The sequence below is a fragment of the Candidatus Krumholzibacteriia bacterium genome (genome assembly GCA_035268685.1).
GTDB lineage: Bacteria > Krumholzibacteriota > Krumholzibacteriia > JAJRXK01 > JAJRXK01 > JAJRXK01.
Window position 1 is genome coordinate 1 of sequence record DATFKK010000187.1, and the last position, 13,704, is coordinate 13,704.

General features: G+C 70.0%; 11 protein-coding genes. 2 read left to right on the forward strand and 9 right to left on the reverse strand.

Annotation, left to right across the window (positions count from 1 at the left end; all coding sequences use genetic code 11):
* Positions 1–357 (forward strand): hypothetical protein (locus tag VKA86_18040; GenBank protein HKK73108.1); only part of this gene is annotated, 357 nt, incomplete at its 5' end.
* A gap of 198 nt (positions 358–555) precedes the next feature.
* Here VKA86_18040 and VKA86_18045 read toward each other — a convergent pair.
* From VKA86_18045 to VKA86_18085, 9 genes are all read right to left on the reverse strand, one after another.
* On the reverse strand, positions 556–1,185 hold the full coding sequence (locus VKA86_18045) for a hypothetical protein (GenBank protein HKK73109.1): 630 nt from the start codon (positions 1,183–1,185) through the stop codon (positions 556–558).
* Positions 1,186–1,198: 13 nt separating this feature from the next.
* Positions 1,199–1,999 carry an ABC transporter ATP-binding protein gene (locus tag VKA86_18050; protein HKK73110.1) on the reverse strand — a complete coding sequence of 267 codons (801 nt, stop codon included), beginning with the start codon at positions 1,997–1,999 and terminating at the stop codon, positions 1,199–1,201.
* Positions 1,996–2,997 (reverse strand): iron ABC transporter permease, encoded by a 1,002-nt coding sequence (locus tag VKA86_18055; protein ID HKK73111.1) that lies wholly within the window; start codon positions 2,995–2,997, stop codon positions 1,996–1,998. The genes VKA86_18050 and VKA86_18055 overlap by 4 nt, the downstream gene beginning before the upstream one ends.
* A gap of 29 nt (positions 2,998–3,026) precedes the next feature.
* Positions 3,027–3,881 (reverse strand): ABC transporter substrate-binding protein, encoded by an 855-nt coding sequence (locus tag VKA86_18060; GenBank protein HKK73112.1) that lies wholly within the window; start codon positions 3,879–3,881, stop codon positions 3,027–3,029.
* Entirely contained in the window at positions 3,878–4,303 is a 426-nt protein-coding gene (locus VKA86_18065; GenBank protein ID HKK73113.1) for a hypothetical protein, read from the reverse strand. Before VKA86_18065 ends, VKA86_18060 begins: the two co-directional genes overlap by 4 nt.
* Positions 4,304–4,333: 30 nt before the next feature.
* Positions 4,334–5,077 carry a hypothetical protein gene (locus VKA86_18070; GenBank protein ID HKK73114.1) on the reverse strand — a complete coding sequence of 248 codons (744 nt, stop codon included), beginning with the start codon at positions 5,075–5,077 and terminating at the stop codon, positions 4,334–4,336.
* A 56-nt stretch (positions 5,078–5,133) separates the two neighbouring features.
* Positions 5,134–7,038 (reverse strand): T9SS type A sorting domain-containing protein, encoded by a 1,905-nt coding sequence (locus VKA86_18075; protein HKK73115.1) that lies wholly within the window; start codon positions 7,036–7,038, stop codon positions 5,134–5,136.
* 19 nt (positions 7,039–7,057) lie between these two features.
* Positions 7,058–9,367 carry a TonB-dependent receptor gene (locus VKA86_18080; GenBank protein HKK73116.1) on the reverse strand — a complete coding sequence of 770 codons (2,310 nt, stop codon included), beginning with the start codon at positions 9,365–9,367 and terminating at the stop codon, positions 7,058–7,060.
* A gap of 832 nt (positions 9,368–10,199) precedes the next feature.
* Positions 10,200–11,324 carry a hypothetical protein gene (locus tag VKA86_18085; GenBank protein HKK73117.1) on the reverse strand — a complete coding sequence of 375 codons (1,125 nt, stop codon included), beginning with the start codon at positions 11,322–11,324 and terminating at the stop codon, positions 10,200–10,202.
* Positions 11,325–11,787: 463 nt separating this feature from the next.
* Between VKA86_18085 and VKA86_18090 the strand changes: the two genes are divergently transcribed.
* Positions 11,788–13,011, forward strand: a complete 1,224-nt coding sequence (locus VKA86_18090) for a radical SAM protein (protein HKK73118.1) — start codon at positions 11,788–11,790, stop codon at positions 13,009–13,011.
* The last annotated feature ends 693 nt before the right edge of the window (positions 13,012–13,704 follow it).

Here is a 13,704-nt window from a genome sequence, read left to right on the forward strand (position 1 = left end):
GACGGACGGATCGGCGTGGTCCTCGACCGCGGCGGCGACGCGATCGCGATCGTGCACTCCGGCCTGGTCGCCGGACCGCAGGTCACCACCACCGGCGCCGTCGGCGACACACCGACCAGCCTCGACCTGCGCCGCAGATCCGCGGGCGGCGTCTACGCTCTGACGACGAACACCGGCGACCGCACCGTCACGGTCACCGAGATCGACGCCGACGGAAACGTGATCGGACGCACCGACGAACCGCTTCCCGCGGGATGGACGGGGGAACTCCGCGGAGCCTGGCTGCACGATCCGGAGTCGACCTTCGTCGTGACCGCGGTCGGACGGGCCGAGCTGTTCGTCGGGAGGGTGCGGTGATCGCGCCGGTGGCGGTCGGGTGACACCTGGGGAAGTTCCACCCCGAAAGCCGTGCGCTTCCGCCGCGGAAGTCAGGAGGCTTCCGCGGGTGCGCCTGGTTCGCTCCGCTGCACGCACGGCCTCCCGTACACAGCCACGACCACGCGAGCGCGCGGCACCGTGACGGCGGCTCGACCCCCTTCGAGTTCACCGCGCCGCTCAGGTCGGATCCAGCGCTCCGAATCCGGTGTCGTGACTCGAGAGATGCCGGAAGGCGATCACGACGTGACCGTCGGCCGCGCCGTGGAAGAGCGTGTTGTGCCACCAGACGTTCTCGTACACGGGTCCGTCGGCGTGGATCTCCGCGACGCAGTGGAGCTGCGTGCACCGCAGCCGGCCGATCTCGGACTGGTCGTGGAGATCGAAGACGTAGAACAGCAGGGAGCACTCCGGGCGCAGACGCAGCGCCCGCACCACGTGCCCGTCCTCGGGGAGCAGGGTGGTGATCGTCGCCGGATCGAAGTCCGACGGATCGGTGTAGTAGCCCTCGAGATGTGCGAGGCCGGCGTCGTAGACCGCCCGCGCACCCTCGGGCAGATGGCGCTCGTAGAGCTCGCGGAACTCCTTGGTCCTCACGTCGAGCAGCTCGGGTGCGGGCAGGACACCGCAGATGATCGAGTGACTCGACATCCCGTGTCCCACGCCGGGGGCGAACACGGTCAGCACGGGGGCCACGCCGACGTGGGGCGCGCCGTTGCGGTGTTGCATCGTGTGCCGGCGCAGCGCCACCTGCCAACGGAGGAACGACGACGGTAGGGGCCGGATCTTCGCACTGCGGCGTCCGAGCATGGGGGTCTCCTGTCTACATGTGGCGGATGGGGTCGGCGGCGCCCTCGACGCGCACGCGCAGACCACCCTCGTCGCGGACGGTGGCCCGAACGCCGAAGACGTCCTGGAGCGTTTCTTCACGGATGCACTGGGCCGGGGTGCCGATCTCGTACACGCGCCCGGAGCGCATCACCACCACCCGGTCGGCCAGACGGGCGGCGTGTTCGACGTCGTGCACGACGACGACCAGGGTCACGCCGCGCTCGCGGTTCAGACGCACGAGGTGGTCGAGGGTCTCGAGCTGGAAACGGAGGTCGAGCGCGGCGGTGGGTTCGTCGAGCAGGACGATCGGTGCCTCCTGCGCCAGGATCATGGCGATCCAGGCCCTCCGTCGTTCCCCGCCCGACAATCGCTGCACCTCGCGGTTGCGGTGGTCGTGCAGATGCAGTGCTTCCAGCGCGTCCTCGATGGCGCGGCGATCGGGATCACCGCCCCGGGCCCACCGCGACCGGTGCGCGTACCGACCCGTCGCGACCAGTTCCAGCACGGTCAGTCCGTCGGGACACCGCGGCTCCTGGGGCAGCCGCGCCAGGCGCCGTGCGCGCTCGCGGGCCCCGTAGTGGCGGAGGTCCCGGCCGTGCAGCCGTACCCGCCCCGCGCGCGGTCCGATCGCACCGGCGAGAGCGGCGAGCAGGGTGGACTTCCCGGAACCGTTCGGTCCGACCAGCGCGATCACCTCACCCGATCCGATCTGCAGCGACGCGTCGCGCACCGCGTCCCGCTCGGCCCGCAGGTGACGCACGCACAGACGCTCGGCCGACAACACCGCACTCATGCCAGGTGCTTCCAGAGCAGGTAGAGAAGGGTCGGCCCACCCAGGAACGCGAGCAGCGATCCGACGGGAAGCTCGAGCGGCGCCACGAGCGTGCGCGCCGACAGATCGACGGTCATCATCAGGAAGGCGCCGCCGAGGACGGCCAGAGGGAGCAGACGGCCGTGGTGCGGGCCGATCACGATTCGGAAGGCGTTGGGGACGACGAGCCCCACGAAACCCACCAGACCCGCGATCGTGACCGCCGAAGCCGCCAGCAGCGCGGCGACGGCGCACACCGCCAGCCGCACCCTGGCGACCGGCAGACCGACCGACCACGCCGAATCGTCGTCGAGCAGGAGCACGTCGAGCCAACGGACCATGAGGCCGGCCAGCACGAGACCGGCCAGCGTGGGCCCGAGCGCGAGCTGCACCTCGTACCATCCGGCCGACGCCAGCGATCCTACCGTGAAGGCCACGAAGGCCGGGGCCCGCTCGGCGAAGAAGAACACGAGCAGGCTGATCACCGAGAAGAAGATCGCCTGCAACGCCACGCCCGACAGGATGATGCGCAGCGGCGAACCGAGCATGCCTCCGAGCATCGACGCGGCCAGCACGCTCCCCACGCCGGCGAAGGCACCCAGGAAAGCGAAGCCCGGCACCAGCAGCGGCGTGGCCGGGAAGAACAAAATCGCGATCAGGGCGCCGATGCCCGCTCCGGCACTCACTCCCAGCAGCGCGGGGTCGGCCAGCGCGTTGCGGACCGCGGTCTGCATGAGTGCTCCGCTCGCGGCCAGCGCGGCGCCCACGAGTGCCGCCGCCACCAGGCGCGGCAGCCGCACGTCGGTGATCAGGCCGTGCAGGGGATGCTCGCGATCGACCAGGGTCGACCACAACTCGCGCCACGGTAGCTGCACCGCTCCCGTCGAGAGCGACAGGATCGCGACCACCGCCGATGCCAGCGAGAGCACCAGCACCCAGAACAGCGGCCGCTCGGACGCCAGCCGCAGCCGGAATCCCACGCTCTCGAGAGGGCGGACGATCGTCGAGTTCAGGGCCGTTCCTCCGTGAGGCGCGCGTGCAACCAGAGGGCCGCCTCGTCGAGGCGCACGCCGGGATTGGAGCCGAAGAGTTCCTGGTCGAGGACGAGCACCCGGTCGCCGACGCTGTCGCGCAGGCCACGCCAGACGGTCTCGTCGTCCATGCGACGGCGCAGGGCCTGCAGGGCCTCGTCGCCGCTGCCGTGGGCGACGAGCAGGATCCAGTCGGCCCGGAGCGTGGCCAGGGTCTCCTCGGACGGCGTCACGTAGCCCGGATACCCCTCGCGTCCGCTCACCGCCGCGGCGGCGTTGTCGACCCCCAGGCGCGCGAGCAGGTCTCCCAACCAGGTGCGCTCGGTGATCACGACGGGTGCGCCGGGCGAGGCGTAGAGGGTCACGGCCGACACGGTGCCCCCGAGGTGCAGTCCGTCGAGCGCCTCGCGGATGCGGTCGATGCGGTGGTCGACGGGCTCCTCGATCCCCAACGCACGTCCCACGGTGGCCAGCGCTTCGAAGGTGGCGTCGACGGTCGTCGCCCGTGTCGCGACGGTCTCCGACACCAGGGCGTCCAGCTTCGGCTGCAACCGCGCGTGCATGGCCTCGTCGTAGACGACCACGTCGGCGCGGGCGCCGGCCAGGGCCTCGATGCTGGGCCCGTGCGGGCTCCCCAGATCGACGCGATCGCGGCCGGACCACACACCGTGGCGCAGACTGCGGCTCGAGGCCACGACCTCGACGTGCCCGGGTGCGAGCGCGGCGACGTCGTGGACCCAGGGGACCAGGGTCGCCACCCGCACCGTTCCGGCGGCGTCGGAACCGGTACCGGCCGCGGCCATCGACAACAGGATCGACACGAGAACGTTCACGACGAAGCCTCCCTGGTGTCCGCCTCGAGTCGTCGCCCTTCCGCGAGTTCGGCGTGCGCCCGCGCGAAGGCCTCGAGACGTGTGGGGTCGAACTCCTCGCCCGTGGCCCGGTGCACGTAGACCGACACGAAGGGCTCGGCGTCGGAGGAGCGGGCGAACTGGAGGAAGAGGACTCGCCGCCCGGACCGCTCGTGGACGGTGTCGTGCGATCGGATCCAACCGAAGTCGTCGAGTCCGAGGTGCCAGTGGTACGCGGGTGTCATGGCGTTCATGTGACCGTGGGCGAATCCGTAGCGATCGAAGTCGACGATCGCTTCGAACACGCTCGGGCCGCTCACCGAGATCACCCGCAGCGGACTGAGCCGGCGGAGGAGTTCGAAGACTCCACCCACGGTCCAGGTCGTCTGGTTCGATTCCTTCACCGGCATCAGTCCTTTCGGATCGGAGGGGGTCTAGCGGTTGTAGAGGGACTTCAGGTCACCGAAGCTGCGCTCCTCGGTGTCGACGACGTCGATGGCCGTCAGCACGAGGTCGTCGTAGAGGACGCTCACGCCGCCGAGGTCGAAGCGGAAGTTGTAGACACCGACGTATCCGGTCGGCAGTTCGGCGTTCTCGATCGGGGTCGTGGTGAGTTCCTCGTCGTTCCAGAACACCCGCAGGGTGTTGCCCACGCACTCGATCGCCATCTTCTGCCACGAGTTCTGCGGCGGGAATCCGGACTGCGTGTCGGTGGTGAACCATTCGGCCAGCGTCTCGGCGCCCTCGCCGCTGAGCTTGCGCAGCGAGAGGGTCAGAAGACCCGGCTGGATGACGAACTGGTAGTTCTCGGTGAAGCCCGCCGCGGGCGTCCCCGCGCGGGCCACGAGGCCGCGACGGGTGTCTCCGTTGCCCATCCAGACCATGCCTTCCCACCGATAGTTGGCCACGCCGGCGGGATCGGTCACGGCGATCCCCAGTCCACCCTCCTCGGGCGGCGTGTTCGTCAGCGAAGCCACGGTGTCGTCGCCGGACGGGTTCGGGTAGCCGGGATCACCGGGGGCCAGGGTGACGGGTTCGAGGTCGTTGGTCAGGAAGAAGCCCGGCGTCCACATGAGGTCCAGGCTGCCGCCGCTCACGCGCTCCTCGATCACGACCTGCGCTTGCGCGACGGGGACCACGAGCGCCAGCGAGAGGACGACGGTGCACAAGGTCTTCAAGATGATCTCCTTCGTTGATGGCACGGGGGAATTCGACGCTCGACGGCGTTCACGCTCTACCGCCTGATCACGAATCGGGTGACCGGGCCGGAGTCTCCGTCGACACGGGCGAAGTAGACGCCGCTGGCGAGCGGACGGCCGTTGGCCGCCACCGCGTTCCACGACGTACCGCCGGCGTCGACGCGCAGGGTCTGCACGCGCCGACCGTCGACGCTGTAGACGGTGACCTCGCGCGGGGTCGACGCGGGGCCCTCGAGGCGGAAGACCACGGTCCGCGAAGCGGGATTCGGATGGACGCGCAGGGCGCCGACGCCCATCGGGGCGGACTCGACGTCGGTCGCCGCCCCGGTGGGGATCTCGAGGTATCCGATGCGGCGCAGGACGTTGGCGCCGGCGAAGCCGCGATCGCCGATCGCGCTCACGCCCGCCTCGTCGGTGGTCGAGGCCTGGAACACCAGGTGCAGACGGTCGTTCGGGTTGCGCGCGGCCAGCGAGACGAAACGCTCGTCGGCGGTCGGGGTGTTCGTGAGGTTCTCGGGAGTGCTCCACGACCCCGCCGCGAGCCGACGCGCGTGGACGACGTCGCCGTAGCCGATGCCGGTGACGATCCCGGGCAGTCCGGCGTCGGCCGTCGGGTCGACCTCGGCGTCGACGAAGCGCAACCACACCACGTGGACCTCGCTGCCGTCGGCGGACGACCCGACCTGGGGCCAGTCGACCGAGATGGTGTTGAATCCCGCCAGCGGGCCGCTGCCGCCCACGTCGACGTTGCCGTAGGCGTCGGCCTCCCCTGCCGTCCGGTACACCTCCGAGATCCCGTCGCCGGGACTCCAGTGCATGATGCGGCTGCGATGGTCGACGAAGAACACGCCGCCGGCGTCCCGGCGGCCCTGCAGCTCCGCCCACACCACGTGCGGGGTGTTGCCCTCGTACACGAGATCGCTGTGGACGAAGGCCCGATACTCGTCCGAACTCGCGTCGGGTGCGGTGATCGCCGCGTCGGTGTAGGACGTGATCGTCGTGACCGTGATCGTGCCGGGCGCGAAGCTGCCGTCGGACGACTCGTACAGGAAGACGTTGCCGCCGAAGTCGCTGACGGCGATCCCGACCCGACCGTCGTCGCCGGCGGCGATCGACGGAAAGGCCGGCGTCCCGTCGCGGAACACCGATACGTCGTCGACGACCGGGTTCCAGCTGTCGAACTGCCAACCCGTCGGGCACGAGAAGCCCGCGCCCTCGACACCCAGACGCGCCACGCGGAACTCCTCGGTCTCGTCGTAGGTCCCGAACTCGGCGACCTCCGCCAGCACGGTGAAGGAACCGTCGGCCAGCGCGACCACCTGGGGGAACAGGAAGCTCGGGTCGGTGATCGGCGTGAGGTAGGCGGTGAAGGTCGTGCCCCCGACGACGTCCTGCACGTACATGGACGCGCGGGCGTCGCAGCCGTCCTCGTTGGCGTGCGGTACGACCACGGCGCGGCCGTCCGGCGCCAGGGCCATCGAGCCGAATCCCCCGAACCGTTCCGTCACGCAGCAGCCACGGATCGAAGGATCCGCCACCTTCACCCCGGCGTTCCAGCTTCCGCCGGCGTCGCGCCAGGCGTGGGCGTTCGTGCGCTCGGGGAAGGGCTGCGGCGCGTTCAGATCGGGCGGACAGCCGGCGGCGGAGAGTTCGCAGAAGTCGTCGACCCAGGTCACGTGGACCCGCCCGTCGTCGCCGATCACGATCCTCTTGCCCAGACCCCCCATGTCCTGCAGGTCGTAGTAGGTCTCGCCGATCTGCACGGCACCGTCGGCGAGGGGAACGGGATTCGCGCGGCGGAGCGGTTCGGCGGCCGTCGTCGGAAGAGGTGCGTCGTGGGCGTCGAGCACCAACCGGCCTTCGGGATTCGGTCGCGTCCGCGCGTCGGCGTCGAGGGGGATCAGGGCGGCGAGCAGAACGAGCAGCATCCAGCGGTTCATCGGGATCCTCCGGGTCGCATCAGGGCGTGGTGGGGAGATCGGTCGCGTAGCGCAGACTCAGGCCCACGGTCCGTCCGGGCTCGGGAATGGAACTCAGGGGCTCGGCGTAGGCGTGGTCGAAGAGGTTGCGCACGCTCAGCGCCGCCCGGACGCCGGCCACACGCACCCCCAGCTCGACCGCGACGGTCCAGAAGGCGGGGCGTTCGAGGTCGTCGTCGATCCCCGACAGCGCGTCCGACCAGCGCAGGCGTGTCCGGAGGTCCAGGGACTCGTGGATCCGGTGCACGGGCCAGTCGACCTCGAGCGACAGGCGACGGGGACCGAGCGTGGGAATGCGCTCGCCCGTGTCGAGGTCCTCGCCGCGGGGAACACTCCCGCTGACCTCGAGTCCGACGTCGAGCATGCGGACGCGTCCGGTGAGTTCCACGCCGGACAGGCGCGCGCGATCGACGTTGACGTACTGGAAGCGAGGCACCAGGAACAGCTGGCCGACGTAGCGGAAGGTGATCAGGTCGTCGACGTCGGACCGGTAGACCGACAGCCGCAGGAACTCGATGCGGTCGTTCCACAGGGAACGCATGCGCACGCCGATCTCGTTCGACCAACTCTTCTCGGGTCCGAGATCGGTGTTGCCGAAGAGGTAGAGACCGCCGTGGATGAAGCCGTTGTAGTACCGCTCGTCGAGCGCGGGCACACGGAATCCGGTGGCGGTGCGTGCGTAGAGACGCGCGAATCCCACCTTGCGGGTCACTCCGAACGATCCGCTGACCCGGCTCTCGTCGGTCTCGAGGGCCTCGAGGTCACGCTCGGGCACGGCGGCCGACTCGGTCGCGACGCGATCGTAGCGAAGTCCCGCGTTCAACCGGAACCGCTCCACGTAGCGCGCCGCGTTGACGCCGACGGCGGCCATGTCGCGCGAGGCCTCGGGCATGCTCGCGACGTTCGTGGTCTCGCGGCTCACGGTGTCGCCGTTGCGGCTGATCACCGTGGACACGTCCTCGCGCGGTCCGTCCGAACTCTGGCGACGGAGTTCGCCGTAGAGTTCGACACCGGCCATCAGCCGGAGCCGCAGCTCGGGGGCGAGTCCCAGGTCGTCGGTCACCACGCGTTCCCGCCCGTCGTTCACGGTGCGGGCGACGAAATTCCCGCGGACGAACGAGCTGTCGACGGTGGTCTCGGTGAAGTGGGTCCGGTTGCGCTGCGCGTCGGCGATCACCGCGGCGCGCTCGATCACGTTCGTCGAGGTCGCCGGCGTCTCGTAGACCGACTCGAACCGCAACGCGTCGCGGCGCCGCAGCGGGTACACGCCCGCGTTGCCCGAGGTGCTGGCGAAGGCGGGCAGGCCCACGTCGTAGGCCGAGTACCGGCTCGCCTGGATCTCCGAGTGGAGATCGGGCCGTCCCACCGCGAGCCGCAGTGACAGGCTCTCGTCGCGGTACCCGCTGTTGGCGATCTCGCCGTCGGGTGTCCGCAGGGCATCGAACTCTCCGCGGCTGGCGTCGACCTCGAATCCGAATCCCGGCCGCGTGGACCATAGGCTGGCCCCGACGGAACGTCCGCCGCCCGGGTCCGACGCGCGTCCGCGGATCGCCACATGTTCGCCGACCTCTCCCTCCAGCAGCGGCCGCCGCGTGACGATGTTGATCACGCCGCCGAGGGCATCGGTGCCGTTCTGCGCGGCACTGGCGCCGGGCTGCACCTCGATCGACTCGATGCGATCGAGACCGGCGATCGACGGATCGGGCCCGTGCCCACGCACGGGATTGATCCTCACCCCGTCGACCTTGAGCAGGACGCGCTGCCCGCCGAGGCCGCGCAGCGAGGGCCGGGTCGACCAGGGACCGGTCTTGGTGAGATCCACCCCGGGCACGGTGACCAGGGCGTCGGCCACGCTCGCCGGCTGGAAGCGCTCGACCTCGGAGCGTCCGAGCGAGACCGTGGTCTGCGTCCGCAGGTCGGCCGGATCGATCCGCTCGCCGCGCACTTCGATCGTGGGGACGACGAACCGGCCGCCGTCGGTCTCGCGGACCTCGACCGAGGTCATGCTGTCCGGGATTTCGATCGTCACGGGGCGGGCGGCCGATCCGAGGACCTCGACGGTCCCGCTCGTGTCGGGCACGGCTCTCTCAGCGGCCTCGGTCGAATCGGGCGCGGCCCTGTGGACGGCCTCGGTGGAATCGGGCGCGACGGCTTCCTCGCCGGCCGCCCCTTCCGCGGCGCCCTCGGTCGCTTCCGGCGCGTCCCCTTCGTCGCCGGCGATGCGTTCGGCGGCCACGGGGCGGCCGATCAGCGTCAGCAGACAGAGAGCGATCCAGAACGGCGAAGACATCGTTGCCCCCGGATTCCGGGCACGAAAAAACCCGGATCACGTCAGGTGGTGATTCCGGGCTCGGGGCGTCGATGCCGCTGGCCTCTGACTCGTCGGTGTGCCGCGCTCGGCGCGGCGATGGGGTCGCGGAGCTCAGTCCCTCGACAGCCGGACCCAGGTCGAAGCCGCCGGGTCGGCCCGCAGGAGCAGGGTCCTGCGGCACCGGCGGCACTTCAGCTCGATCTCTCCGTTGCGCACCCGCGCGAGAAGAGCACCGCAGTGGCAGCGGCAATCCTCGTCGGGCGATTCGGAAGAGGGTCGCGTGTGTGGTGCCTCACCCATCGCGGCCCCCCTTTCGCGGATACCAGGGGGTCCACCGGCGAACCGTGTCGCCAGTTGAAATTGAAAGTACAATTCAATGTGATACAGGGAACGCCCCTGGCCGTCAAGCGGATCGGTCGCGACATCGCCGGCCCGTCACAGGATCACACCAGCCGCCTGCGCATCGAATGCACCGACGACCACGCCCACCCGCGCGCAGCTCGCCTTCGCCGCCCTCCGCGACGGACGCCGCGGACGGACGCCGTGACGAGGCCACTCGATGGCTGGACGAGGCCGAACCGCTCGTCCCCGAACACCTGACGCGGGCGACGCCGTGGCGTGACGACCTGCGGGCGGCGCGGGGAGAGCTGGGGCGCTGACCGTCACGGGGCAGGTGGGGACGTTCCGCGTCGGGAGCGGGAGCCGTGCCGAGGGAAGGGCAGGGGACGGCGCCGGTGTGATCGCGGCCCTGGCCGCGTTCGCACGGAGAGGGAGCTGTCGCAGCATCGAGAGGCAGAACGCCGCCGTTGACCTAATCGCCGGAGTGTCCCGCACGGCGAAAGCACACGACCTCGAGACCGGCATCACGGGATTCGTCGACGCCGAGGACGTAGACGAGGTCCTCGAACCAGGCCACTCCCCGGATCGTCCAGACGCCGTCCGGCAACCGGAGGGATTCCCGGTGCGCGATCGCGCCGGTGGGTGCATCGAGGACCCACCAGGCGACCCGGTCGAGCGCGGCCACGCCACGACCGAGGCTTCGACTCGTGGTGACGAGAAGCTCCTGCGGGCGTCCGCGCGCCGAGATTCCGGCAATGACGCGATAGGTCTCGACGACCTCGGGAACGAGGTCGGGGTTGATCTCTCGGAGCTTCTCGTAGCTCTCCAGGTTCTGTTCGATCAGGTCCGCACTCTTCCGGACGGTGGTCGTCGGCATCTCGACCCTGTACCGCTCGGTGCCGTCTGGCTCGATGGCCCGCACGACGGCGGCGTCGTAGTCGTCGTTCAGGTACGCGACTCCGTCCTCGTCGAGATCCCAGACCCAGGTCGTCAATCCGTCGATGGGACTGTCGTCGAGCGCGTCGTCCTCGGCGAGGATCGTTCGTGATCCATCCTGCACGTCGTAGACGACGAGCCGCGCACGGCGTCGGCGGAGCTCGGATCGCTCCTGCCAGGTGCGGTGCGTAGCAACGTACTGTCCGGCGATCCGCGCCGAGACACCGGCGGCGAATCCTGCGCCTTCGAAGGTGGCCTCGAGCGACTCGGTCACGCGAAACGGCGGATCGATCGGCGAGCGAACCACACATCGCGCGGGCGGCATGCCCTGCAAGACGACGAGTGCGTCTCCTGTCGGATCCACATCAGCATCGACTGCCATGGGCACGTGTCCCGGAGCCTCCCCTCGGACTTCCACGGTCGAGACCCGCGTGGCGTCGTCCGAGATGAATGTGATGGCCGACAGTTGCGAGTCGAAGCCGATCACACCGTCGCGGGTCGCCGCGAACCGTCCGAAGCTTCCGATCACGACACCACCGCGGACCTCACCGGAGCGCCAGGCCACCTGGGCGGGGACCTCCTTCGTCGGAATCGCGTCGGCCGTGACCGTCGTCGTCGACATCGAGCAGGCGAACAGTACGACGAGGAACGGTCGCATCATCGGGTTTCCTCCTGGCGCCTCGGGGACTTCACGGCGGGTCATGCCGGGTCACACGACGTATTCCTCGCAGATGGTGGTTGCCGACACAAAGCTACCATCCGCATCGTAGGTGATGAACCGAAACGCATGCCCCGTCGAACAAGGCTCGTAATCGATGGACTCCCTCGTGGTGTGCTCCCCCGTTGTCGGGGCGCTCGCGCCCTTTGCGGTTGCGTGACACCTGGGGATGTTCCGCTCCGGGAGCCGCGCACTTCCGCGGGGGAAGCCGGAGGCTTCCGCGCGCAAGCACTCGATTCCCGGAACTGCAAGCCGTCGGTAGAGCCGTCACCGGGATCGACGCCGACGGGAATACCACGAGGCGGGTTCGGTGTCGGCTTGGCCGCAGCAGCCCCGGTGCCGTACCGTGACCGCGCCATCGGCAACACTCCTGGCCCCGGAATCGACCCCCCGAGATGCGAGCCCCGTGACCCCGTCCGACTTCGAACCCGGCTACCGCCCCACCCTTCGCACCCCGGAGGCCCGCGTCGGTGTCCGCCCCGGCCGTCTGCGCATCGAGCGTTCCGACGACCACGCCGTGGAGTTCGACGAGGAAGGCCGGCTCGTGCGCACCGAGCACGAGGGCACCAGCCTGCGCACCACGCTCGACCTGCGGCTGATCCCCTCGCGCGTGCACGGCCACGGGCCGCGCCGCCGCCTCGAGCGCGACCTTCCGGTGATCGACGACCTCGACTGTGTCGCCGCTGCTCACGCAGAGGCGCACGAGGTGCTGCACGCCGCTGGAACCATCGACGACGACGCCACCCGCGCGTGGCTCGAACGCATCGCCCGTTGGAACGCTGACACCCTGGCCGCCGACCGCGCGCGTCTGCAACGAATCTACCGTCCGATCCCGGTGCTCCCGCCCGACCAGTACGCCTCGCTGGTCGTGCAACTGACCGAGGGCTGCCCCTGGGATCGATGCACGTTCTGCGATTTCTATCGAGGTGTGCGCCATCGCATCCGCAGCCACGACGAGGTCGCCGCGCACGTCGACGCGCTGCTCGCCCACCTCGGCCGCAGCCTCGACCGCTGCCGGCGCGTGTTCCTGGGTCAGGCGAACGCCCTGCTGATCCCGCCTCCCACACTCCACGATCGCCTCGCGCTGCTGCGCGATCGCCTCCCGTCCTCGCTGTACGAGTTCTACTCCTTCGTCGACGCGTTCCATCGCATCCCGACGGCCGAGGACCTCGCGCCCCTGCGCGACGCCGGCCTGCGGCGGGTGTACGTCGGGGTGGAGAGCGGCAGCGAGACTGTCCTCGAACAGCTGGGCAAGCCGATGGACACCGACGCCGTGGTCGCGCTCGTCGAGGCCTTCCACGGCGCGGGGATCGGGATCGGCGTGATCCTGCTGGTCGGCGCCGGCGGCCCGCGCCTGGCCGACGAGCACCGTCGGGCGACGCGTGATCTCGTGGGCCGCCTCGGCCTCGGCCGCGGCGACCAGGTCTACCTCTCGCGCCTCGTCGTCCACGAGGGCAGCGAGTACCAGGAGCGCGCACGCGCCGAGGGCCTGGGAACCTTCACCCCGGCCGAACTCGCCGCCGAGGAAGACGAACTCCGCCGCACGCTGGGCTTCGTCCGCGACCACGGCGCGGTGATCGCCTCCTACGACCTGGGCCGGATCGCGGCGTGGAGCCCGCGGTCGGAGTGAGCGGATCCGTTCTCGTGCAGGGGACATCCCCGGACGTGTCGCCCGGTCCCAGTTACACAGAATCGCTTACGCCCCCCCGGCGCGAGGGTCTCCGGAGGCAGCGCCCCGGTTCTTCCGCGCCGGAACGCGTGCACTTCCGCTGCGGAAGTCGGGATGACGGAATTCCTCCCGCCCCACTTCCGCTGCGGAAGCGTCTACGAGGTGTGACACCTGGGGATGTTCCGCACCGGAACACGCCCCTTCCGCACTGGAAGCACCACCCCACTGCTTCCGAAACCCTTTCCCGTCGAACTCCCCCGGAATCGAGCCTCGCGTCATCCGAAACTCGACTCGTACTTCCCGACGGGGACATCGGCGATGGATTCGTGCAAGACGATTCGACCCCTTGCTCGGTCGACATCCTCGGAGCCGTCGACGTCGTGGATCCACGCAACGATCGGTACCGTGCCGCGCGGGCTGAGCGGACACAGACTCCTGGAGCGGAACATCCCCAGACGTGCCCCGCGGCCCCGGGGAGCCAACCCGGTCCCCGGGGAACGAGCCCGGCCCCGGGAATGAACGCGGCCTGCAGGGAATGAACGCGGCTTCCAGGGAATGAGCGCGCAACGGCCAACCCGCCGGACGTCACGTCCACGACACCCCGTTCATGACACCCCGCTCACCACACCCCGCTCACCACATCCCGCTCACCAC

Coding starts and splice junctions, on each gene's coding strand:
- VKA86_18045 (HKK73109.1), bottom strand. CDS start 1,185: ATGCTCGGACGCCGCAGTGCGAAGATCCGGCCCCTACCGTCGTCGTTC.
- VKA86_18050 (HKK73110.1), bottom strand. CDS start 1,999: ATGAGTGCGGTGTTGTCGGCCGAGCGTCTGTGCGTGCGTCACCTGCGG.
- VKA86_18075 (HKK73115.1), bottom strand. CDS start 7,038: ATGAACCGCTGGATGCTGCTCGTTCTGCTCGCCGCCCTGATCCCCCTC.
- VKA86_18080 (HKK73116.1), bottom strand. CDS start 9,367: ATGTCTTCGCCGTTCTGGATCGCTCTCTGTCTGCTGACGCTGATCGGC.
- VKA86_18085 (HKK73117.1), bottom strand. CDS start 11,324: ATGATGCGACCGTTCCTCGTCGTACTGTTCGCCTGCTCGATGTCGACG.